Annotated in this window: 20 protein-coding genes; 15 read left to right on the top strand and 5 right to left on the bottom strand. The window is 39.3% G+C overall.

What is annotated here, in order from left to right; translation table 11 throughout:
• Positions 1 to 66 precede the first annotated feature (66 nt).
• A complete protein-coding gene (locus LQ226_RS10415) occupies positions 67 to 882 on the bottom strand; it encodes a hypothetical protein (protein WP_231417833.1) in 816 nt (271 codons plus the stop codon).
• Between the two features lie 8 nt (positions 883 to 890).
• Complete coding sequence (locus tag LQ226_RS10420) at positions 891 to 1505, bottom strand: hypothetical protein (protein ID WP_231417834.1); 615 nt, start codon at positions 1503 to 1505, stop codon at positions 891 to 893.
• A gap of 211 nt (positions 1506 to 1716) precedes the next feature.
• On the opposite strand from LQ226_RS10420, the gene LQ226_RS10425 reads away from it, so the two are divergent.
• The 6 genes from LQ226_RS10425 (at position 1717) to LQ226_RS10450 (ending at position 7650) form a co-directional block, all read left to right on the top strand.
• Entirely contained in the window at positions 1717 to 2283 is a 567-nt protein-coding gene (locus LQ226_RS10425; RefSeq protein WP_231417835.1) for a GNAT family N-acetyltransferase, read from the top strand.
• Between the two features lie 480 nt (positions 2284 to 2763).
• Complete coding sequence (locus LQ226_RS10430) at positions 2764 to 3162, top strand: hypothetical protein (protein ID WP_231417836.1); 399 nt, start codon at positions 2764 to 2766, stop codon at positions 3160 to 3162.
• 47 nt (positions 3163 to 3209) lie between these two features.
• Positions 3210 to 3953, top strand: a complete 744-nt coding sequence (locus LQ226_RS10435; RefSeq protein WP_231417837.1) for a CBS domain-containing protein — start codon at positions 3210 to 3212, stop codon at positions 3951 to 3953.
• A gap of 55 nt (positions 3954 to 4008) precedes the next feature.
• Complete coding sequence (locus tag LQ226_RS10440) at positions 4009 to 5106, top strand: hypothetical protein (RefSeq protein WP_231417838.1); 1098 nt, start codon at positions 4009 to 4011, stop codon at positions 5104 to 5106.
• 246 nt (positions 5107 to 5352) lie between these two features.
• Positions 5353 to 5505, top strand: coding sequence for a hypothetical protein (locus LQ226_RS10445; protein ID WP_231417839.1), 153 nt, complete (start codon positions 5353 to 5355; stop codon positions 5503 to 5505).
• A 432-nt stretch (positions 5506 to 5937) separates the two neighbouring features.
• Complete coding sequence (locus LQ226_RS10450; protein WP_231417840.1) at positions 5938 to 7650, top strand: alpha/beta hydrolase family protein; 1713 nt, start codon at positions 5938 to 5940, stop codon at positions 7648 to 7650.
• A 237-nt stretch (positions 7651 to 7887) separates the two neighbouring features.
• On the opposite strand, the gene LQ226_RS10455 is transcribed toward LQ226_RS10450, so the two are convergent.
• A complete protein-coding gene (locus LQ226_RS10455) occupies positions 7888 to 9045 on the bottom strand; it encodes a hypothetical protein (protein ID WP_231417841.1) in 1158 nt (385 codons plus the stop codon).
• 562 nt (positions 9046 to 9607) lie between these two features.
• Between LQ226_RS10455 and LQ226_RS10460 the strand changes: the two genes are divergently transcribed.
• Complete coding sequence (locus LQ226_RS10460) at positions 9608 to 10984, top strand: hypothetical protein (RefSeq protein WP_231417842.1); 1377 nt, start codon at positions 9608 to 9610, stop codon at positions 10982 to 10984.
• Positions 10985 to 11239: 255 nt separating this feature from the next.
• On the opposite strand, the gene LQ226_RS10465 is transcribed toward LQ226_RS10460, so the two are convergent.
• The gene (locus tag LQ226_RS10465) at positions 11240 to 12820 is read right to left on the bottom strand and encodes a glutathione ABC transporter substrate-binding protein (RefSeq protein ID WP_231417843.1); all 1581 of its coding nucleotides are present in this window, start codon (positions 12818 to 12820) and stop codon (positions 11240 to 11242) included.
• 30 nt (positions 12821 to 12850) lie between these two features.
• Positions 12851 to 13927 carry a M24 family metallopeptidase gene (locus tag LQ226_RS21145; protein WP_231417844.1) on the bottom strand — a complete coding sequence of 359 codons (1077 nt, stop codon included), beginning with the start codon at positions 13925 to 13927 and terminating at the stop codon, positions 12851 to 12853.
• 223 nt (positions 13928 to 14150) lie between these two features.
• Between LQ226_RS21145 and nikC the strand changes: the two genes are divergently transcribed.
• The 8 genes from nikC to LQ226_RS10510 all read left to right on the top strand — a co-directional run bounded on the left by nikC (position 14151) and on the right by LQ226_RS10510 (position 22721).
• The gene (nikC, locus tag LQ226_RS10475) at positions 14151 to 15062 is read left to right on the top strand and encodes a nickel transporter permease (RefSeq protein ID WP_231417845.1); all 912 of its coding nucleotides are present in this window, start codon (positions 14151 to 14153) and stop codon (positions 15060 to 15062) included.
• A 19-nt stretch (positions 15063 to 15081) separates the two neighbouring features.
• On the top strand, positions 15082 to 16002 hold the full coding sequence (gene nikB / locus LQ226_RS10480) for a nickel ABC transporter permease (RefSeq protein WP_231417846.1): 921 nt from the start codon (positions 15082 to 15084) through the stop codon (positions 16000 to 16002).
• Positions 16003 to 16016: 14 nt separating this feature from the next.
• Positions 16017 to 17051: an ABC transporter ATP-binding protein gene (locus LQ226_RS10485; protein ID WP_231417847.1), complete on the top strand. Its 1035-nt coding sequence runs from the start codon at positions 16017 to 16019 to the stop codon at positions 17049 to 17051.
• Entirely contained in the window at positions 17038 to 18018 is a 981-nt protein-coding gene (locus tag LQ226_RS10490; RefSeq protein ID WP_231417848.1) for an ABC transporter ATP-binding protein, read from the top strand. Before LQ226_RS10485 ends, LQ226_RS10490 begins: the two co-directional genes overlap by 14 nt.
• 92 nt (positions 18019 to 18110) lie before the next feature.
• A complete protein-coding gene (locus LQ226_RS10495) occupies positions 18111 to 18959 on the top strand; it encodes a sensor histidine kinase (RefSeq protein ID WP_231417849.1) in 849 nt (282 codons plus the stop codon).
• A 27-nt stretch (positions 18960 to 18986) separates the two neighbouring features.
• Positions 18987 to 19685 carry a response regulator transcription factor gene (locus LQ226_RS10500; RefSeq protein ID WP_231417850.1) on the top strand — a complete coding sequence of 233 codons (699 nt, stop codon included), beginning with the start codon at positions 18987 to 18989 and terminating at the stop codon, positions 19683 to 19685.
• 3 nt (positions 19686 to 19688) lie between these two features.
• Positions 19689 to 20948 (top strand): hypothetical protein, encoded by a 1260-nt coding sequence (locus LQ226_RS10505; protein ID WP_231417851.1) that lies wholly within the window; start codon positions 19689 to 19691, stop codon positions 20946 to 20948.
• A 162-nt stretch (positions 20949 to 21110) separates the two neighbouring features.
• Complete coding sequence (locus tag LQ226_RS10510) at positions 21111 to 22721, top strand: gamma-glutamyltransferase family protein (RefSeq protein WP_231417852.1); 1611 nt, start codon at positions 21111 to 21113, stop codon at positions 22719 to 22721.
• Positions 22722 to 22748 lie beyond the last annotated feature (27 nt).

Genomic DNA, 22748 nt, shown 5'->3' on the forward strand with positions numbered 1-22748 from the left:
AAGTAATCTTGTAGGATAATTGAAGTGTGGTTAATCTATTCAGAATTAAAGTCTCTTTAGGGTGGGTTATTTCCAATTAACACTGTTAACTTTAGCCATATTCCCTTGGTTTTCTTCGTAATTCCACCTAGGAATATTTGCAACTACCATTATATCTGATTTACCAGATTTTAATTCACTATAAAGGGAACTAAAACTTTCTCTATGGAAATAAAGATCCCACTTATCAGTATATGTTCCGTTGTAGGGAGTGAGACGTACACTAAAGTAATCCTTATCATTAGTAAATCCATAATTGAAGTAATCAGAAAGTTCGGCTTTCCCCACAATAAAGAAATCTTTATCCAAATTATTTGCAATATCAAATTCAATGTCTGTTGATTCTAGAATAACATTATGTTCATCTTTAAAGTTTTGAATTTCGTTGTCGCTGAACTTTCTCATACTTTCGATGTCCTCTACAACATTAGTAGATGAAGTAGATGTGATAAAAGAATTTCTATACTTAAATATTTCTTCTTCAGCTTTAGTAATTTTCACTTCATTTATTGATGAGGACGTGTTTTGCTCCTCTAACTCAACTAGATTTTCATAGGAAGTTTGTATCTCATTAAATTGTTCAGAATGCTCACTTGGAACTGATCCTTCTGTATCTGAAATCATTTCCCCCAGTTTATTTAGTAAGATATTTATTTCTTCATTTTCTCTCTTATTCTCAGAGTAACTTACCACGTCGTAAGATCTATCAAGAATTTTCTCTGAAGTAGCTTCATATAAATCATTATAATCCGAATTGAAATTCTTAAACTCTTGATTTGTCAATTTTGAAGTACAACCCACAGTAAGGAATATCAACAATGTAAGAACTATTAATTTCTTCATAACGTAATTTAGCTACCTTTTAATTCCGTAGGCACACGAACTTTAATTGTGCTATAGGATTGGTTGAAATCTCCGTTTAAACGTTCGTAATTATCTCCATAGCTCTGCAATGACCCAGTAGGCTCAATAGCCAAATCATTAATTTGAGTATATGTAGCATATAAGTCTAGGAAGTCGTCATAAACGTTCTCAAATTGAGGGTGAACGTCCTGTAGTTCTTGAATTTTAGAATCTAATTTATCTCGACCAGATTTTAAATCCTTTAAAGTCCCATTTTCCTCTAGGTCAGCTAAATGAAGTATGAGTGCCGTGTTGAAGTCGATATCTTCGTCACTGAAAATAGCATCACGCCAAGTCTGTTCTGTTCCACTTACTACATCTAAGTTCTTCGATGCTTCGTTTTCTAAGAGAGAAAGAGCTACTGTAAAGTCTTCTTTATAAGTATTAAACTCTTCTTCTTCCTCTTTAGCTACTCTATAATTGTTGTACATAAAGGCTGCTATGATCAGTATAATAACTGTAGTAATTATAGTGATGGTTCCACTCTTAGTTTTAAAGAAATTACTCTTCTTCTCACCTCCTGCTTCTTTATCCAATTGGGTATTGTTTCTTTCTGTATCCATAAAATCTCTCCTTTGCAGTATAATTTTACCACGACTATTAGGGTGTGCCTATACCAATTTATCTGTATGTCATTTTTGATAAATTAGAACAAAAAGCATTAATTTTATCGTAGAAGTTGGTACAATATTTCCTGTGAAAGATGGATAAATCTAACATAAAAAGGTAAGAGGAATTATATAATTTTAATTATGTGGAATGGGAGGGAATAAGGTGTATAGAAAGGTAACTAATGTTGAATATAATAGCCAGTTTAATGAGTTATGGCGACAGACGTGTGAAGAAGGCGGGGCTAAATATTTAGACAAACAAGATGATGCAACACGATACATAATAACTCACAGAAAAGAAATAGTGGGCACGATAGAATTTCTGCCTAGAAATCCTGAGAAACACTCTCTTGTGGAAGGGTACTTTGACTTTGTAAACAACGAATTAGTACCTTGTGAAAAAGAAGGAGTATTTGAAATTGGGAAGTTTACAGTAAAAAAAGGATATCGAGGGAGAGGTATTTCCGAAGATCTATTGCTGATAGTAGCTGATCACGCTAGAGAATATAATGTTAAATGGTATTTTGCGGCTTTAAATGAGAAGTTGTATAAAAGATTCACAGAAAGGTTTAATTTAGAGCTGATTCAAGTAGGGAGTAGTATATCTATATCTAGTGGAGTTATAGTTCCCGTAATATACAATGTTGGGGAAGTATTACAAAACTCTAAAAAGCTCAATTGGTATATAAGCCTTATTAAAGCTAAAAAAATATTGCTGAAGAACCAGTGATGAAAAGGCGAGTATCTTTTCAACATTAGAGGTTGCTTGAAATCATATGTGAAATCTTCAAAATTTTTCCATCTGCATGAACTAGTTATGAGAAAAAACAGAGAAGTGGTGTCTCAGATATTGTAACATCAAAAGAATCTCAAGACATCGTCATAAGAAATACAATGAAGAAGCAGAGAGAAGAAATATAGATAACAAAAAACGTCTTTTGGCGTCTTTTGGGAGGAAGCGCAGGAACAGTTCCTGTGCTTCCTTTTTTAATTTTGGTCCTTGTTGGATTGTTGAGTCTAATGTTCTATAGGTGATAATGATCACTTAAAAAGAACACCTTCCAAAAAGAGGGGATATAGTTAATTGCGACGAAATAACTATATTGAGAAAGGGCTTACTTACTATATAAGATGGAGGGTGTTATTTTAAAGAGTGTATATTTCACTTGCAAGACCACGTGTGCTAACGGAAGAGCGGAGGGGGGCATCTATGGATTACTTCTTAAACGAAGAAAATGTAGTTAAGAGGCTAGTCTATGAATGGAAAAAGCACGGAAAACTAGTGATCGCATATGATTTCGATAACACAGTTTTTGATTATCATAACGAAGGTCATACGTATGAAATGCTTATTGAACTGCTCAGGGATTGTAAAGAGTTTGGAGCTCACTTAATTGTTTATTCAGCTAGGGAAGATGAGCAGTTGTCTTTTGTAAAAGATTATCTTACAGAACAGAATATCCCCTATGATAGCGTTAATGAAGCGGCTGAGTTTCTACCATTTAGAGGTAAGAAACTATATTATAATCTATTACTCGATGACCGGGCAGGTCTTGCTTCGGCCTATCATAATTTAAAAGAGGCCTTACAAAGGATGAAGCACTCTTAAAGTAGCCTCTTAAGCATGTGAGTCCAAATACATGAGAGGAGAACAGTATGAACGAAGTAAATATTGAAAAAAGGAAAAATGTTGAGCGCTTTGAAGTGGCATTCAACCAGATACATACTAAGTTAAAAGAACTTAGCCATAATGAGCCAAATCATAACTTTATGAATTTGTTGCATAAAATAAGAGAACGACACACCACTATTCGCTATCACTTCCAAGAACTAAAGCAATATGCCAAGTTACGCAATGCATTAGTCCATGAGAAGGTGAGAGAAGGATTTTATATAGCTGAGCCTCATTTAGATGTAATTACCAAGCTAGAGAATATTAATAGAGCTTTACATCAACCTCCATATGCAACAGCGATTGCTTCTAAGAATGTATTGTATTTTGAAGAAGAATCTCAGGTCAAAGATGTGCTAAGAGCTATTAAAAGATATGGGTTCTCACAAGTCCCTGTTTATGTTGGCCGAGAATTTAAAGGTTTATTAACCGAAGGTGGTCTACTTCGATGGTTTACAGAACATATGACAGATGAATATGTTCCAGTAGGAGAAGTGACTGTAAATGAAGTCTTGTATGTAGAAGACCATCACAATGTTGCATTCATAGCAAAGGATAAGACTATTTATGATGTAGAAGATCTTTTCGGAGAATATTTTGATCGGAATGAAAAGCTAGAGGCTATTCTAATTACAGAAACAGGATCCAGGAATGAGAAGCCTCTTGGGATTATTACTACTTGGGATTTAGTTCAAATTGATCGTACTGCGGTTACATTGATGGGGTAGTTTTTAGATGTTTTTGATTAACAAAAGTTTCTATTGAAAATTGGTGAGTGGGATAATGAAGGAAATTGATCAAAAAATAACTGCAATTTATAAAATGTTAGCTGACGAAAAAGTAAATTATTCGCAGGATATGTTAACAGTAGTATTTGGTTTAACAGGTGGATTGTTAGCCTTGGTTGGATTAATATCCATTTTTGTGTCTTTAAACAGCCAACATATGATTCAAAAGCTAAGAGAGGTAATGTGGGGGATCATGGATATACCCACAAAATATAACACATACGATAGTGGAGAAATATACAAAGAATTTAGAGATAAATTTAGAATCTACGAACAAATTTTTGATAAACAGGGTACGGACTTTACTAATACAATATTAAGAGTTACTGGGTTCACGCTATATTTTACAGTGTTTGTTTGGTTAGTTCTCGGGGTTAGTTACCTTTATGAGAGCAAGTTTCAACTTTATAAATTATTTTTAATTGGATTACCTATATTAGTAGCAACTCTTATTATACTTGGGTTTGCACGCTTGCTTAGCAATCTGAGTGATTATAGGGTAGTAAGTAAACTGCCAAAACCATCTGAATTTTTAAGCGGAAAATTAACTTTTAATAAAGAGAAAGATTCTGCGGAAGTTTTTAGTGTGTATATTGCTGCAATTTTATCTAAAGTATACCTGAAAACTTGTACCACCTCCAAAAGCTATAAATTAGCAGTTGGTTTACCTTTTAAATTTACGGAGATGGAAATTAAAGTTGAATTTTATAAGGGAGAGAAGAATGAGAATCTTACGTATCACCAATCCAATTACTTTGAGGGGTATACACAAATCAGCAGGAGTAATAAACCTGTTTACGACGATATTAATTCACCTAGTGAACTTGAATTTGTAGAAGTTCAAAAATTTCACTGGCATTGGATAAATGCGGAAGTGTTTCACCCTAATCCTGTTATTTTAGTTACATTTATAGGTGAGCAAGGTAGTGTTCAAGTGCAATATGCTTTCAATATAGAGGAGCTAAACGAGGTTGCAAGTATTGATAATGCTAATAAAGGTGAAGGTAGAACTCAACCTATTACAGCTCTATTTCCTACCGTAGTTAATGAAGTGGAAAATAATATTACCAGTGGAAGTTTGTTAAATAACTAGTAGGAATGAAAGTGCAAACCTTATCGGGTCACGTTTTTTTATCGGAATGTAAAACTCTGGACGATCATTTCCCCATTATTTTGAAAACTAATTTTCCTTTTGAGCCAAAATAGATACCCGTCTTTTCTCTTCAGTGCAACCTATTATTACAGAAAGTATAAACACAGTAGTTATTTATTTAAAATAATGGTAAAATAAGGTTGTCTGTGGCCGGTGTAAATACTTATTACACTGGAGGAATTACTTATGAAAAAAGATAACCCTAATTGGATTTCCAAAATGAAAAATACTTCAGCTATTATTGTTTCTTTAGGCATTAGTTACAAAAAAGTGATGCCACTAATTGACGTCTTGGCTACCGTCACGGTAATAAAAGATTTCATAAGCTGGTTTTTGTAATATCGTTGTAGTGAGGTGGGTTGTGTCGGGACTCAAGACAAATTGCGCCGGTCTCCTCTCATACAACAAAATAACTAAGGGTTATCTATTAAAGGGTAATAAGTAATTATTTGTAATAGAAATATGATATATGTACACCTTAAAATTAAATATGTTTACTTTGGATATCAATAGCAGTTCTTAGTAGAATTGCCCCGAATATTCACCTAACAGTGATATGGGAAAAGAGAGGAAGATAGAAACCCTAGGCCGACACACTAGGGTTTTTCTTCATGTAGGTAGATTGATAGGTTCAAAATTTGGAAAAAGGATAAGCGAGGTTTGAAGGTCAAAGAGGGTTTGGGATATCGTAAAGCACCTTGATAGAGGTGGAATATCACATACCTTACTTAATTTTAGCGGTATATTCCAATAAGAAGGGAGATTTTTTTAATGAAGAAACTGATCTGGTTTTTAGGAATCATGTTGGTATTAATTTTTACTATACCTTCTAATGTGAGCGCTGAAGTAATGGGAAGTAAAAAGTGGAATGTTACCTTTAGTACTGACGTGGATGAACGTACGATAAATGATGAAACGGTAAAGGTAGAAAAACTCAACGGGGATAGAGTAGAAGTTGAATTACATATGAAAGCACCGGATGAATTAGAAATTCGCCCTCCTTCTAATGGCTACACTCCTGGTGAGACTTACGTTTTATATGTATCTAGTAAAATCGAGTCTACGGATGGAGTACGTTTAAAGGATGAGGTTTTCCTTGATTTCACCATCGAACAAGAAAACAATACTTCCAATACTGGTAACGCGGAAACCTACACTCATGAAGTAACAGGTCCTCTCGATGCTTTTGAGCCATCAGTATTATTGGATGATTACTCTATCATGGAAGAAGATATTGATTTGATGGGTATTGCGAAAGACGGTGATAATCTTACTCGTACATTAAAGGTTGATGGAGAACGATTAAGTATTGATACATCGGATGGATTACTTCCGTTAGAACTTAATGCTTCTTACGTGCTTAAGGTTTATATGAAATCCGGTGCTAGACATTATATAAACTTCACTACAGATGGTCTCCCTTCTCTTCCTCAGGACACAGATGGAGGGGTCATAATGATTCCGGCTGATCCGGAAGAAGGGTTCAATTATCCTTATTTCCTTCGTTTACCTTCTGAAAGGTATAAAGAAGAGAATGAGGGAAAAACGAGACGATTAATGGTGGTTCCGAACAATACTGGTTCATCGAACGAATATGTAGACACATTGAAAAGAACAAAGGAACAAATACGTGGCTATTCCTTGTCTAGGGTCATCCCTGAAAGATTATGGGTTCCAACTCTTACACCAGCCTTCCCTCGATATCGTGTAGGGTATGATCATGGTTATTTCTATACCCATGCTTTGGACAGGTACACAATGAATGTGAAAAATATGCTACCTAATATGAGAACGGATGAACGATTCATAGATCGAATTGAGTCGGAAGGTTTAGAGATTAAGGATTTCAACAATTTAGCTCGCGTGGATTTGCAATTAGAAGCGATGATTGATCATGCTATAAATTATCTAAATGAACGTGGCGAGGAGATTGCTAGTGATAAAGTGTTCCTTTCCGGCTATTCGGCAGAAGGGAATTTCACAAACCGCTGGGCTGCTTTACACCCTGATAGAGTAAAAGCTGTGGCTTCTGGTGGGGTAAATAGTACGGCTATTATTCCTATGGAGGAATACAAAGGAGAAGAGCTGATTTACCCAATTGGTGTTGGAGACCTGGAGCAACTCATTGGTAAACCATTTGACCTTGAGGCTTACAATCGTGTAGCAAACTTTATGTATCAGGGTGAAGACGACAGAAACGATACGTATCAATACGGAGACACTTTTGGACCTGAGGAGAAACGTTTAATCAAGGAGCTGATGGGTGAAGAAATGTATCCAACAAGATGGGAAAACAACAAAGAATTATACTTCGAGTCCGGAGCAAACGGAGCATTCGGATTGTATTATGATACTGGACATGAGATTCCGGGGGATACTGTAAGTGATTTAATAGAGTTCTTTGAGAAAAATCGTGCTCCTGATGAACTGTGGCTTCCTTCTTCGTCAAGTTATGTGGAAGTTGATAAGGAAATTTCTAATTAGGGGATTTTGGTGAGAAGCATGGGGTGGGCCTCATGCTTCTTTTTAGTTTAATTTTGATTTGAGGGTGTCGAAGATGTTAATTTCTTTAATTGTATAAGCCCCATCTTTGTAAGTAATGGTGTAGGTTTTCGAGCGCTCATAATGGTAAAAGGTGAGTGATTTTTCTGCATGCAAGAAGGGCTTAGAAGATTCGATCTTCTAAGCCTTTCTTTGCTTAACTGCTATGTTAATTTCCAATTATGCTAATTCGTTTTTCGGAAGGGGAGCATTATTGTTTTTCAGCTTTTTAGCTTCTTCTAGCCAATAAGAATAATTGACCACAGTACTAGCATAGCCACCTTTTATATAGTTTTCCATAATCTCAATGGAAACATTTTCAGGTAAAGAAAAGTCTCCAAATTCTCGTAAATCCTTGTATTTCAAATACACCAGCTTTTTAGTAACCGGAAGATCTGGAACTTCCTCTAAACGGTATAACCTAGAGATAATTTCTGGAATTTCAATCCTCTCAACCAAATTAAAATCCGCATTTTTTTGTTGTAAGGAAATAATCCCTATTCGATTTCCAATCTTGTAACACATACTTAAGAGCTCAAGAAAAAACTTTTTCTCTTTATCAATTAATGCGTTAATCTTGGGATGGTTATTCTCTGCAATTTTATAAAGACCTTCCATATGAGATATGCTATTTCCCGTTAGCTCCGGGCAGATGTTATCTAATTCAATGTTTTCTGTTGAAACTACAGAATCTCTATTGTTTTCAATGTAGTCATTTAACGAAACCGTATGTTTATGCGTATCCAATATCTCTTGAAGTTCATCTTCTTTTTCTTCTGCAACAACTCCAGTGGTGGTGAGTTGTTCGATTTTCTTATAGTATTTTTTATGACGACCATCAAAAATAAACTCCGTTCTGTACCTATCATCAGTATTATCTTCCGAATGATACTCAATAAAGAATATTATTCGTTTTCTTTCTGTGGTTTTGGAAACTTCAAAATTCTCGTACTCCTCATGTGTGGTGACATAATTACCAGTCCCTTGTTGCTCGTAACCATAGTCGGTAACCGCCGACAGTGAAATTTTATCTAGCAACTCACCTTTTTTATCCGTAAACAATAGTTGCCTGTCAGTAAGAGATGTAAAACCTTTCCCGAATTTGGCATGGTAAGCCACGTTTAACAAATGCAAAGATTCTTCTTCCTTTAGTAGTTCGTGCACTTTCTTTTTAACATCTTTGTGTTGGATAATGTCTCGACCAACACCTAGATACCCACAGACCAGAAGCGATAAAAAACTAAATAAGGATGGGGATTCTAAGAGATACCCCAAAGAAATAAGAGCCAACGTACTAAACACAATTTGCCGAATACCACGATAAGCAAAAAACTCCATACTTCACTCTCCTTTATTCATAATAAATTATATAAATATATTCTAGGTGTTAAAATGTATGCTTTTGTTCTTTATATAGTACACACAAACCCCTCGAAATAACAAGAATATTATGTAAAATAAAGTTATCTTTTCCATTTGAAACTTCAATTCAACTCCATATCAAGATTCACTGTTAAAAGCACGGGACCGGTTCTGGTGCTACTCTCCACGCATTTTATAAGTTATATTCTTCACGTCTAATCCACTGATTGGTACCAAAAAAATACTCTGTAATTCCCCTCTTTTATTGAAATAATAGGTAAATTATAAAATTTAAATAGTTCAAAAGTCTGTCGGTTTTCAGGGTGTAATGTCATGATTTTTAGTCATCTTAATGAATCGAATGTCCCGGAATAAATTGTGGGTTGCTTAAAAAAGAACCACTTCCAAAAAGAGGGAATAGAACTGGCTACAGCGAAATAACTATATTGAGAAAAGGTTTACTTATACTATAAGAAGGAGGGGTTATTTTAGAAGGTACATATTTCATTGATTAACTAACTTAATTGGGAGGAAACAAATGAGAGTTTTAAATTTATTGCTAGGGGTCCTTTTTCTAGTCTTAGTAGGTTGTAATAATATGAATCCTGAAAGTGAAAAGGCAGGAACACAAAATAAAACAGAAAGTATTAAAGCTAAAGAATTAAGTGATGATACCCCCTCAACGACTAACCCTGTACTTGCCTCCAATGTGAAGTTGTATAAAGAAGTTCAAAAGGCTTTAACATTTTCAGATGATGATATAGAACCTCCTGAGGACTATATCACAGTGTTAGCATGGGAGTATGATCCCGCAGAAGAAGAACTCCAACAATACGAAGAGTATATAATAGATGAATATATCAGCGGTAGGTTCGACGACCATCTTAAAGACAGAGAGTATTTGCTTACTAACATATTTGTTGGGGAAGTGCTCTATACCCAATACAGAGATTTCGACGATGGCAAACGTAAAGACAGATTAGGAACAATCGGTGGGCAGTTCGCTTCAATCGCTAACAGTTTCTTTGGTGGGCACCCTCCCAATGGTGAAAATTATGAACATGAAATCAAAGAATTAAATTACCAATTTGGGAAATTAGACTTCAGTAATCAGCAAAGCGGCTCAATTGAAGCAAAGGATATAGTGGATCAACAAATGAAAAAACTTAAAACCTTTCGGGCTAACGAATTTGAGATTGAAGTTGCGCAGTTTTACATTACCGGTAAAGCCATACCGGAGATTCTAGAAATTAGAACAGAAAAAGTCCCTTTTCTTGAAGAGGCCCAGGTGCAGGTCTCTATTTATCAATATCAACCCGAAGTAAATGAGTGGAGAGTATCATTGGAAGAAATATTTACTGAAATGGAAGCTAAGCCATCTTTATTATCAAGCGGAAAAGTTATGGGTGACAAACGTGAACAGCTTGTAATTGGAAAGAATACTGGTAGTGGTGGATACTTAAGCTTTTTTGTTATTGGTAGTAAGGATAAAAGGAATATAGAAATGTTATTGGACTTATACGATAGTTCCTTTCATCAGGGGACTACTAGCTTTGCGGAAAATGAATTAGTCATCCGTGAAAACGATGAGTTATCTCAAGTTTATGTATGGGATAACAATGTATTTCGCCAGAAAAAAGTGATGGAAACTAAGAATGACTTGATTATAGGTGAATGGAGCAGAGGTGAAGGGAAGAATGGAGTGTATGTTTTTAAAAGTAATGGAAAGGTTGAATTCAATAGCGATCTTACTCAGTTTGTTGGCTCCTATACTCAAACAGGAGATGAAATCATTATGACTTTACCTGATAATAGTAAACTTGTAGCTAAAATAAATGGTGAGTATTTGAGTATATATAGTGGAAGTGGAAATGGGGAAGGTCTTCAATTTGTTAAAATTGGGGCAGGTGATTGAAATCAATGAGGTATGAATGTGGGGGAGCACGTGAACGTACTGACGGGAACCGGTAAAGTTAAGATTTAGTACTCTGCTAGGTGTAACCGTTTATTCTTAAGAAAGGTTACATACAATTTTCTTCCGGAGGGAAAGGGGGACAGGTTCCTCGTCCCGCGGGACAATGAACCTGTCCCCCATGTCCCGTCCCTCATCAACTAAAACCCCAGGGGAAATCCCCTGGGGTTTAAAAATGTTCACACATATCAGATTCAATTATTTCACCGTTACATCATTCAGCATATAAATACCTGCAGGATGCATCCAGAATCCTTTCACATCTTTACCGACTGCTACAAGATCCTCATCGTTACGTAGGAAGATCATTGGTGCGTCTTCCATTTCGATTTCCTGAGCTTCGTCGTAGATCTCTTGACGTTTCTCTGTGTCTGTTTCTTCACGGCCTTTATCAATTAATTCATCCACGCGCTCATTAGAGTAGAAGGAGCGGTTTCCTGGTGTACCTTTTGCTTCAGAGTGGAAGAGGAAGTACTGGTTGTAATCCGCATCCCCTGTCATGTTTGACCAGCCTAGAACGAACATGTCGTGCTCGCCTTTTGCTGTTGCGTCTAGGTAAGCGCCCCATTCCATTACTTTGATTTCTACGTCGATGCCGACGCCTTTGAGCTGAGACTGAACGACTTCTGCTACGTCAACACGAGCTTTGTTATCGTTGGTCCATATGGATGTCTTGAAGCCGTCTTCGTAGCCAGCTTCTTTCAGTAGTTTCTTCGCTTTTTCTACATCGTAGCCCCATCCTTCAAGCTCTTCGTTGTGACCCCAAACTCCAGGCCCCATAGGTGCTGTTGCTTCAGTACCCACGTTGTTATATACACCGCTTAGGATCGCGTCTGTATCTACAGCAAGGTTAATGGCTTGGCGTACTTTTTTGTTATCAAACGGTTCTTTTTGAAGGTTGAAGCCAAGGTAATCAATACCTAGCCCTTCACTACGGTTTAATTCCATTTCCTGATTTTGTTCAACGCGATCTACTTGGTTAACCGGTACTGGGTTAGCAAGGTGAGCTTGTCCCGTTTCCACCATAGCGATACGTGTAGAATCTTCAGGAATGACCTTGAATACTACACTGTCTACTTTGGCTTGATCGCCCCAGTAGTTTTCGTTCTTCGTTAACTTGATCTCAGAACCTGGTGTCCAGCTATCAAATTTGAATGGTCCTGTACCGACTGGGTTTTGACCCAGGTCTTGACCGTATTCTTCAATCGCTTTTGGACTAATGATTCCGCCTGAATAGTGTGCAAGATTAGAGAGTAACGGTGCGAAAGGGTACTCTGTTTTCAGTTGTACAGTGTAATCATCAACCACTTTAATTTCTGTGATCATTTCAAACAGCTTCTTACGAGGTGAAGCCGTTTCAGGATCTAAAATACGCTCGAACGTCTTCTTTACAGCATCTGCTTTGAATTCCGTACCGTCGTGGAATTTCACTCCTTCGCGAAGCTTGAATTCCCATGTTGTGTCATCTAGTTGTTCCCATTCTGTTGCTAGAGCGGGTTGTACTTCCATGTTCTTATCTTGTTTAACTAGACCTTCATAGATTTTACCGTGATATACGTTAGCAGAAGGGATGTCTGTCCCTTGGTGAGGGTCAAGTTTTGTAGCGTCAGATAGTACGGCTAAAACAAGTTCTCCGCCTTTTTCGCCTTTTTCATCAGAACCCTCATCTGATGATTCACCACTTGCTGAGCTAGAAGGTTCGCTCGCGCAGCCTGCTAGGGCAAACATGATTGTAAGCAGTCCGGCGAATAATAATGCGCTAAATTTCTTTCTTGTCATGGGTCATCTCTCCCTTATGAATAGTACTTGTTAAACCGGAATAACGATTAGATCTTTCGTTGCTTGGGTTAGGTTGTTGTGACCTTTCTCTGTAATCACAACTAAATCCTCAATTCGGACGCCTCCGAACCCTTTTAAGTAAATACCTGGCTCAACGGTGATGACCATACCTGGTTGCAGCACGGTGTCATCTGTAGCCCTCATTACAGGTTTCTCATGTAAAGCAAGTCCAATAGAATGCCCTAAACTGTGTCCGAAATGTTCTCCATAACCGTATGATTCAATAATGCCTCGTCCAATTTGATCAATCTCTGAACAAGTTCTTCCTGGGCCAATTGCTTCTAATGATGCTTCCTGAGTCTCTCGTACAATGGAATAAATATCCTTCTGTTTATCAGATGGTTCACCTAGCACGACGGTACGTGTGAAATCAGAGTAGTACCCGTTAACACGCGCCCCGATGTCCATTTTCACAAAGTCTCCCTTTTGGATGACGCGGTCTGTAGCTTGACCGTGAGGGAGGGAGGACCGTTCACCTGAGGCAATGACGTGATTCGTCTTAATGCTTTCTGCCCCTGCCTTCCTCATGAACGTCTCTAGTTCTAATCCGATCTCTTTTTCCGTGATCCCGGGTTGAATGAAGGTCGTTATGTGATCAAATGCTTTGTCACAAATTTCGATAGCCTTATGGAGTGAGTGGATTTCACTTTCATCTTTAATCATGCGTATGTCATTCAACTCGTCATCGAAACCTTGAAACGAAACTTCCGGTAACCGTTTCGTTACCTCTAAGTATGATTGAGTAGGGAGGGTTACGAGCTCAATACCTACATTTGAACAAGAATGCTTATTCAAGAGCCGAGCGACTTCTTCTACCTCTTTTCGTTTGTGATCCACAATCGTAAACGAAGGAGCCTCATCATGAGCTTGGTCAACATACCTGAAGTCTGTTAATAGAATCGTTTCTTCCTCTGTAATAAAAAGGGAACCACTCGAACCTTTGAATTGAGAGAAGTAGAATCGGTTCTCAGGAGATGTTAACCAGACAGCTGAGACTCCTGTTTCCTTCATCTTTTGTCGAAGTGCTTGAATTCGAATATTGTCCACGTTTGGTTTCACCACCTTTTGTTTAATCTATTTGCCTAGCTATTCTACCGGGCTAGACGCTTTTCTTAATAACTTGAAACAATTATATGAAAATTATGAATACTATGTTTCTGTTATTTTGACTCAAGTTTTTGTTTTCTTTACGAAATATTTGAAATAAAACAAATCTTATCTATTTTCTGATAATTTTAGATACAACATAAAAAAACGAGGAGGGGACAGGATGAGTCAGCCAGTGGTACAGGTTGAGGAGCAGGGGCCTCATACGAGTTCTCAAAAGAAAAAATCATCCAAATTGGGGCGATGGCTCCAGGTTTACAAACAATTAAAGAAAAACAAAATGGCAGTAGTAGGAGCTTGGATCATTGGTTTTTACTTTCTGGTAGCCATACTGGCGCCGTGGATTGCACCTTATGATCCTTTAAAGATTGATCTCGTCAACAAATTACAAGGCCCATCATTGGATCATTGGATGGGAACAGATGATAAGGGACGAGATGTATTGAGTCGTCTCATTTATGGTTCCCAGTTATCTCTAGCCGTCGGAAGTGTTTCCGTATTAATAGGTGCATTCTTCGGGATTACGCTCGGCTTAATCGCAGGTTACTATGGAAAGTGGATAGACACCGTTATTATGCGCTTTATTGATATTTTGCTAGCTTTCCCTGGTATTTTACTAGCTTTAGCCATTATATCTGCCTTGGGCCCAAGCTTGATTAACGTCATGATTGCAGTTGGTATATTCTCTGTTCCTACGTTTGCAAGGATTGTACGGGGTTCGATGTTAGGTGAGAAGAAGAAAGAGTATGTCGATGCTATCAGGGCGCTAGGGGCGTCAGACTTCCATATTATTGTGGTTCATATTCTACCGAACATATTCTCACCGATTATTGTACAAGGAACTCTTCGTTTGGCCACAGCGATCTTAACAGCAGCAGGTTTATCCTTCTTAGGCATGGGAGCACAACCTCCTTCACCTGAGTGGGGAGCAATGCTAAGTGACGGACGTAACTTCTTATGGTCTGCCCCACACATTGCTACGTTCCCTGGATTGGCCATTGCTCTCATTGTATTAGGACTAAACCTCTTTGGCGATGGTCTGCGCGACGCATTAGACCCTCGTAGTAAAAAATAAATTTAAAGGAGTGAGCTACATGTTTGTGTTTATCATACGGAGATTGATGCAGATGATTCCCGTCGTTTTAGGTGTAATATTGGTCGTCTTTTTAATTATGCAAATGGTACCCGGTGACCCAGCAGTATTGCTTGCAGGAGAGAGTGCATCGAAAGAACAAGTAGCTCAGCTACGAGAACAACTAGGGTTAAACAAACCATTGCTTATTCAATATGTAGATTATGTGAAGGATGTTGCGACAGGGGATCTAGGGACGTCCGTTCGCTCGGGCCGCCCAGTAGCGGAGGAAATCTTCACACGGTTACCGGTTACAGTTGAACTAGCTTTCTGGAGTATTCTTGTGACAACAGTACTTGGTTTAATAGCTGGAATTATCTCAGCAACAAAACAGTACTCCATATCAGACGTTTCCATAATGGTCGTAGCTCTATTAGGTGTATCCCTGCCGAACTTTTGGCTTGGGTTAATGTTAATTCTTGCTTTTGCCGTTAATTTTCAAATCTTCCCTGTATCTGGTTGGGGGAGTTTCATGCACGTCGTGTTACCAGCCATCACACTAGGTACAGCAGGAGCTGCTATTGTTGCTCGAATGACGCGCTCAAGTATGCTCGAGGTCATAAGTCAGGATTATATCCGTACAGCTAAAGCAAAAGGTGTTAAAGAGACCTACATTGTGTACAAGCATGCGTTGAAAAATGCGTTGATTCCAGTCATTACAGTTGTTGGGCTTCAGTTCGGGGCATTACTTGGCGGAACGGTCTTAACCGAAACCGTATTTGCGATTAATGGTTTAGGTCGCTTGATCATCGATGCGATCCGAATGAGAGACCTACCGGTAGTACAAGGCTCGATTCTCGTTGTATCCATTATTTTCGTTATTGTGAACATGTTCGTTGATATTGCCTACCGACTACTAAATAAACGCGTGGATCTAAACTAGAGAGGTGTGGTGACATGAGTAACAATCAAGAAACGATCCTGGATGTGAAAGATCTAAAGACCTACTTTTATGTCGATGACGAAGAAGTGCCCGCTGTTGATGGGGTTGACTTTACTATTAATAAAGGGGAAACCTTAGGGATTGTAGGAGAATCAGGGTGCGGGAAAAGTATAACGTCTCTCTCCGTGATGCAACTCGTTCCGAGCCCTCCAGGTAAAATTGTCGGAGGAGAAATCAATTTTAAAGGAGAAAATCTCCTTTCGAAAACGGAAGGTCAGATGAGAAAGATTCGCGGAAATGAAATCTCGATGATTTTCCAAGAGCCAATGACCTCTTTAAATCCCGTTTATTCAGTTGGGGAACAAATTGCTGAAGCGATTCGAATTCACCAGAAAAAGGGACGGAAAGAAGCATTCGAACAGGCGGTGAAAATGTTAGAACTTGTGGGCATCCCTTCCCCTGAAAAGCGTGCAAAGCAAGAGCCACACCAGTTAAGTGGTGGAATGAGACAACGTGTGGTGATTGCCATGGCGTTAGCATGTAACCCAGAACTATTAATTGCGGATGAACCAACAACAGCTCTAGATGTGACGATTCAAGCGCAAATTCTTGATTTATTAAAAGATCTGCAGCGAGAGTTTAATTCTGCCATCATGTTTATCACACACGATCTAGGAGTAGTAGCTGATACGTGCGATAAAGTGGTCGTTATGTACGCGGGTAAGGTTGTCGAGCATACGGACGTTGATTCCCTTTTTGAATCGCCAAAACATCCTTATACAAAAGGGTTATTAAAATCCATTCCTCGTATCGATGAAGATCAGGACGAGCTCGAAGCGATTGATGGAACTGTGCCAAGTCCAACGAAACGACCAACCGGATGTACCTTTGCACCGCGTTGTCCATTTGCTCAGGATATTTGCCATCAACAGCTTCCTGAACTAAAGGATGTGGATGGATCGAAAGCCAGGTGCTGGATCTACAGTGATCAATGGCAGGGCGAAAACCCGATGGAGGAGAAAGGAGAGATGGCGCATGCCGGGAACTGAGACAAAGCAACCCTTATTAGATGTTCGGAACCTAAAGCAATATTTTGATATTAAAGGGGGCGTCTTAGGTCGAACAGTTAATCATGTCAAAGCTGTCGATGGCATTGACTTTCAAATTTATGAGGGCGAAACGGTAAGTATTGTAGGCGAGTCTGGTTGCGGGAAGTCAACAACAGGTCGTGCCATCCTTCGTCTAGATAACCCTACATCAGGAGAAATTGAGTTTAATGGTCAAGACCTAGCAAGCTTAAGCAAAAGACAAATGCGCGATGTGCGAAAAGACTTACAGGTCATTTTCCAAGACCCTTTCGCTTCATTAAATCCAAGACAAACGGTTGGCCGGATTGTTGAAGAAGGGATGAGCATCTTAAATTCAGTCCCTAAGAAGGATCGAAAAAAGCGAACAGTAGAGCTGTTAGAACAAGTAGGATTAAATGCAGATGTCGTGAATCGTTACCCGCATGAATTCAGTGGAGGGCAGCGCCAACGTATTGGAATTGCACGGGCGCTTGCGATTAATCCAAAATTGATCGTTTGTGATGAAGCTGTTTCGGCTTTAGATGTGTCCGTTCAAGCACAAGTGTTAAATCTGTTGAAAAAGCTACAACGAGAGTATAACCTCACCTTTCTCTTTATCTCGCATGACCTGGGTGTGGTTCGTCACATTTCGGATCGAATCATTGTAATGTATCTTGGGAAAATCGTTGAGGTAGGGGATAAGAAGTCGGTGTTTGAGAATCCGCAGCATCCTTATACGAAGGCACTGCTTTCGGCAATTCCAGAACCAACTCGCAGGAAGCAAAAGGAGCGCGTCGTTCTAAAAGGCGATGTACCGTCGCCCATTTCACCACCTTCTGGCTGCCGATTCCATACTCGTTGCCCATTAGCACAAGAATCTTGCAAAACCAAAGAACCAGAGTTGCGCCAAGCAGAAGACGGGCATATGTATGCGTGTGATGTGGTGTAGTCTAGTTATGCGAAGTCGGAAGAAACCTTCTAGGAAGTGTATTCTTTCGGCTTTTTCTATAGGTATTACGATCCTAGAGAATTGGATTTGTAATGAAAGATCTGAAAAATCAAATATATAAGAACACATCACTGCGTAAAAGTGTTAAAGTGTATAGAAAGCAAATCAATAAAGTGGGTGGTAGCGGCTTGATTACTCTTAGCTTTTTCACAACGATGATTGTGTTTTCGATTATTGCTCCGATCGCTGCGGCAATTACGTTGTTTATGATCTTAGCTTTTGAACGAGAACTGGATTTCTTGAAGAGTCAGAACGTTCAAGTCCAGCTTGAAAAAGAACTGCAATATAGTGAATATATGCAGTTAAATCAGCAAATTCAACCCCATTTCTTGTTCAATACCATGAATTTACTCTTAGGGCTTGCAAGGTTAAGGCGAATCGATCAGCTGATTGAAGTGATGGAGCATTTCTCGAAGTTTCTTCAATTCAAATATCATATTAAGGATCATTTAATACCATTTTCTACCGAGTTGTCCTACACACAACATTACTTAGAAATTCAGAAATCACGGTTCAGAGATCGGCTCCGTGTTGAGGAGGATGTCCGTAATACAGATCAGCATGTCCCTCCTTATTTACTTCAAACGTTAGTGGAGAATGCGTTTAAGCACGGACTCGAAAAGAAAACAGGGGAAGCGGTTCTTATCATTCGTTTCCGGGAGAACGATGGATTCGTTACCTTAGAAGTCATCGATAACGCTGTTGGACTGAAAGAGTCGAGTGAACAAAATAAGGATTCCAAAAGTGGCCACGGGCTTGATAACATTAAGCGGAGACTCCACCTTTTGTTTGATGAGCGTGCTGAAGTCCGTCTTGAACCGATTGGTAGTGGAGGAGTTAGGGCCATTGCAACATGGCGGACTGATTCCTCAGGAGTTTAAAAATTGCAGTGGATGGGGGTGTAAAACATGAATGTCTTACTTGTGGATGATGAACCGATGATGTTGGAACAATTGAAAATGATGATTGAGCCGCAGTGTCCCTTGTGGAATTTGTATCCGGCAGCGGATGGCAGTCAAGCCATGCATCTTAGTGAAGAAAAGAATTTTCAACTGGCATTCCTAGATATTGAAATGCCAGGGAGGTCGGGGCTTGAGCTTGCGGAAGACCTTAAGAAAAAGTTTCCAAACATTGAGATTGTCATGATTACAGCTCATCAGGATTTTGAATATGCGAAGCAGTCCATAAAAGTAGGGGTGGCTGAGTACCTAACCAAACCCCTAATCGAAAGTGAATTACGTGAAGTTGTGAAGCGATTTGCAAACGATGTGGACTTTATGGAGTATTCACAACTTGTAATTAGCGCTTTACACATTGTTCATGAAGAATACGATGAAGCTTTGAACCTACCTAATGTGGCAAATAAAATTCACGTAAATCCATCCTACTTAAGTCGCCGATTTAGTGATGAAGTTGGACAATCTTTTTCTGAGTATGTAACGAACTATCGGGTAGACATGGCTAAGACTTTACTCAAGGCGAACAAAGATAAAAGTATCTCAGATATTGCTGAACAAGTAGGGTTTAATCGACTCCATTATTTCAGCACGACGTTTAAAAAGAAGCTAGGGGTATCTCCTAAAGAGTATCGAGAAAGGAGTGATTAACGGGTGAGTAGTGTAACACCACCTAAATCCAGCCTTGGTATTGGCGTGACGACGGTATATTTGTTAGAGCGCTGGCTGACTCCGTTCGCTTTATTTGTGGGAGCTGAAGCATCTTTACGATACGGTGTCTTGGCAGGCTTTGGGTTTGCTTTAATTGGCTTTCTTGTATTTATGAGCTTTTCAGTAGTACTTCTAGGTATTCAAAAAAGGATGCCTGAGGTCACATCAATGTCAGACTGGCTTGGTAGAAAGCTGACGGGCTCTGCTCAAACCTACTTTCAATACATTTTAAAATTATTATATTCACTAGATATTTTTATCGTAGGTGTCGGCGGAGGCATGCTCTGGTACGCAGGATTTCAGATTCCTATGGTGATGGGGACAGGCTTATCGCTTCTCGTATTATGGCTAATCTACTTGATAATCGGCAAAAAAAAGTGGGCTCGTAAATACCGCATTTATATATTAGGTTCTTTCTTCGCCTTACTGGTTTTTGCACTTGTTTATCCTTTTTTAGTCAGCCCGCTTCAAGCGATCTATGATGGGATGCGGTTATATCATCCATACTTGTTTGTCATACAAGAAAGAGAGCTGTTGGTCTATACAACGGCTACCTTTGCTATATTAATGGGGAGAATTATCATCTCTCCTTCGGCTTGGAAGCTAGCAGAAAGTCATAGCAAAATGAAAGTTAGGTCAACCTTTCTGTTAGCTGGAGCTGTATGGGCGACATTACCTATAGCCTTTTCCACTCTTTTATACCCCGTCATTGCTCAAGGGATAATGGGGGAAGTGGAGGAAGTTTTCTATAGGGCATTCCAATCCATCCCCTCCCCGGCTGTAAAGTATATTCTGCTTGTACTAATTGGGATTATTCTCATGAGAGCAGGGAAGCAGGTTATTAAATCTTTAAAATTGCAGCAGAGCGGAACTTCATCAGGTGAACGTTTTATATATGGCTTTGTCATTCTCATTGCATTTATAGGGTATTCGATCTTTCAGCCAACCCTTCTTGAGCTGTTTTTCTTAGTGGGGATCTTTTATGCTTCTCTCTTAATGCCGGTGATTATCATGATGTTCACTTCCGTTACAGTGGGGTGGATCCTTCCCATTATCTTTTTCATTAGCAGTATAACCGGCATGGTTGCCTACGTAGCAGAAGGTCACTTTAATGCTATAGGGGTCTCAGTATCCTTGTCTTCTTTGCTATTTATAATCTATTGGATCTATCGAACGATTTATCAACACCAGTCAAAAATTTGAGGCTGGTGTTTTTTATTTTTATAAAATCTTTACTTAAGTTTGTTGTATCTTGATGAATTGTCTAAATATATAGAAAATTCTTTCATGTCTCCACTATAATAAAAAGAAATTACATAGGACAAAAATGGATCAAACTCTATCTCATACAAAGGTGGTTGTATTATGAATCAAGATTTTAATTCCTATCCATATGCATCTCAGCGAATGACAACAGTTGCTCAAAACGGCATGGTCGCTACGTCTCAACCATTAGCCGCACAAGCTGGATTAGATATTATGAAGCAGGGTGGAAATGCAATTGATGCTGCCATTGCTACGGCTGCTTGTTTAACCGTTGTGGAGCCGACATCAAACGGGATCGGTGGCGATAACTTTGCCCTTGTATGGACAAAAGGTGAACTGCATGGACTAAATGCCAGTGGACCTTCTCCTAAAGACATTTCAATTGATGCAGTGAAAGAGAAAGGTCATGACGAAATCCCGGCATTCGGCTGGGTTCCTGTAACCGTACCTGGTGTTCCTGCAGGATGGGCAGAGCTATCAAAGAAATTTGGTAAGTTACCATTTAAAGAAGTTCTCAAGCCTGCAATCGATTATGCTGAAGGCGGGTATCCAATCTCACCAGTACTCGGGAAGTTCTGGAAGCGTGCTTATGAAAAGTTTAGCAATACATTAACGGATGATGAATTTAACGCTTGGTTCGAAACATTTGCTCCAAATGGAAAAGCTCCTGAAATTGGGGAAGTTTGGCGTTCACCGGGACATGCAGAAACGCTTCGTTCCATTGCAGACACTCATGCTGAGAGTTTTTATAGAGGAGAACTGGCAGAGAAAATCGATGCTTTCTCCAAAAAATACGATGGTTTCCTCTCAAAGGAAGATTTAGCAGCGTATCAACCAGAATGGGTGAAGCCTATTCATACGAACTATCGTGGTTATGATGTTTGGGAGATTCCACCAAATGGTCAAGGTCTAGCGGCTCTCATGGCATTAAATACATTAAAGGGTTATGAATTCCCTGAGAAAGAATCTACAGAATCTTACCACAAAATGTTTGAAGCGATGAAACTTGCCTTTGTAGATGCCCAAAAGTACATTACGGAAGAGAAGCACATGTCTGCTGATGTAGAAGGACTCCTTTCAGAGGCATATGCCGATGAGCGACGCGCCCTTATTGGGGATGAAGCACTCACGCCTGAACCAGGCACTCCTCCAAAAGGGGGAACTGTTTATCTGGCTACAGCAGACCATGAAGGAAATATGGTGTCGTTTATTCAGAGTAATTATATGGGCTTCGGCTCTGGACTTGTGGTACCAGGCACGGGGATTGCTCTTCAAAACCGGGGGCATAATTTTTCACTTGATCCGGATCATGATAATTCCCTTGAAGGTGGCAAGAGGACTTTTCACACGATTATTCCAGGTTTCTTAACAAAGAATGATCAGCCAGTTGGCCCGTTTGGTGTAATGGGAGGGTTTATGCAACCACAAGGGCACGTTCAGGTGGTCATGAATACAGTGGACTTTCATTTGAACCCACAAGCTGCGCTAGATGCACCGCGCTGGCAATGGATGGGGGGCAAGACTGTAACGGTTGAACCACAGTTCCCGAACCATATTGCGCAAAGCTTGGCGAGAAAAGGGCATGACATAAAGGTCACATTAGACGGCTCAGGGTTTGGTCGTGGCCAGATTATATGGCGTGACCCTGACACAGGCGTGTTGTTTGGTGGAACAGAGGCACGTACAGATGGGGCAATTGCTGCCTGGTAGTTGGTAAAAGGGGCGCGTGCTGCCCCT

The sequence above is a fragment of the Pontibacillus sp. HN14 genome, from assembly GCF_021129245.1.
Classification (GTDB): domain Bacteria; phylum Bacillota; class Bacilli; order Bacillales; family BH030062; genus Pontibacillus.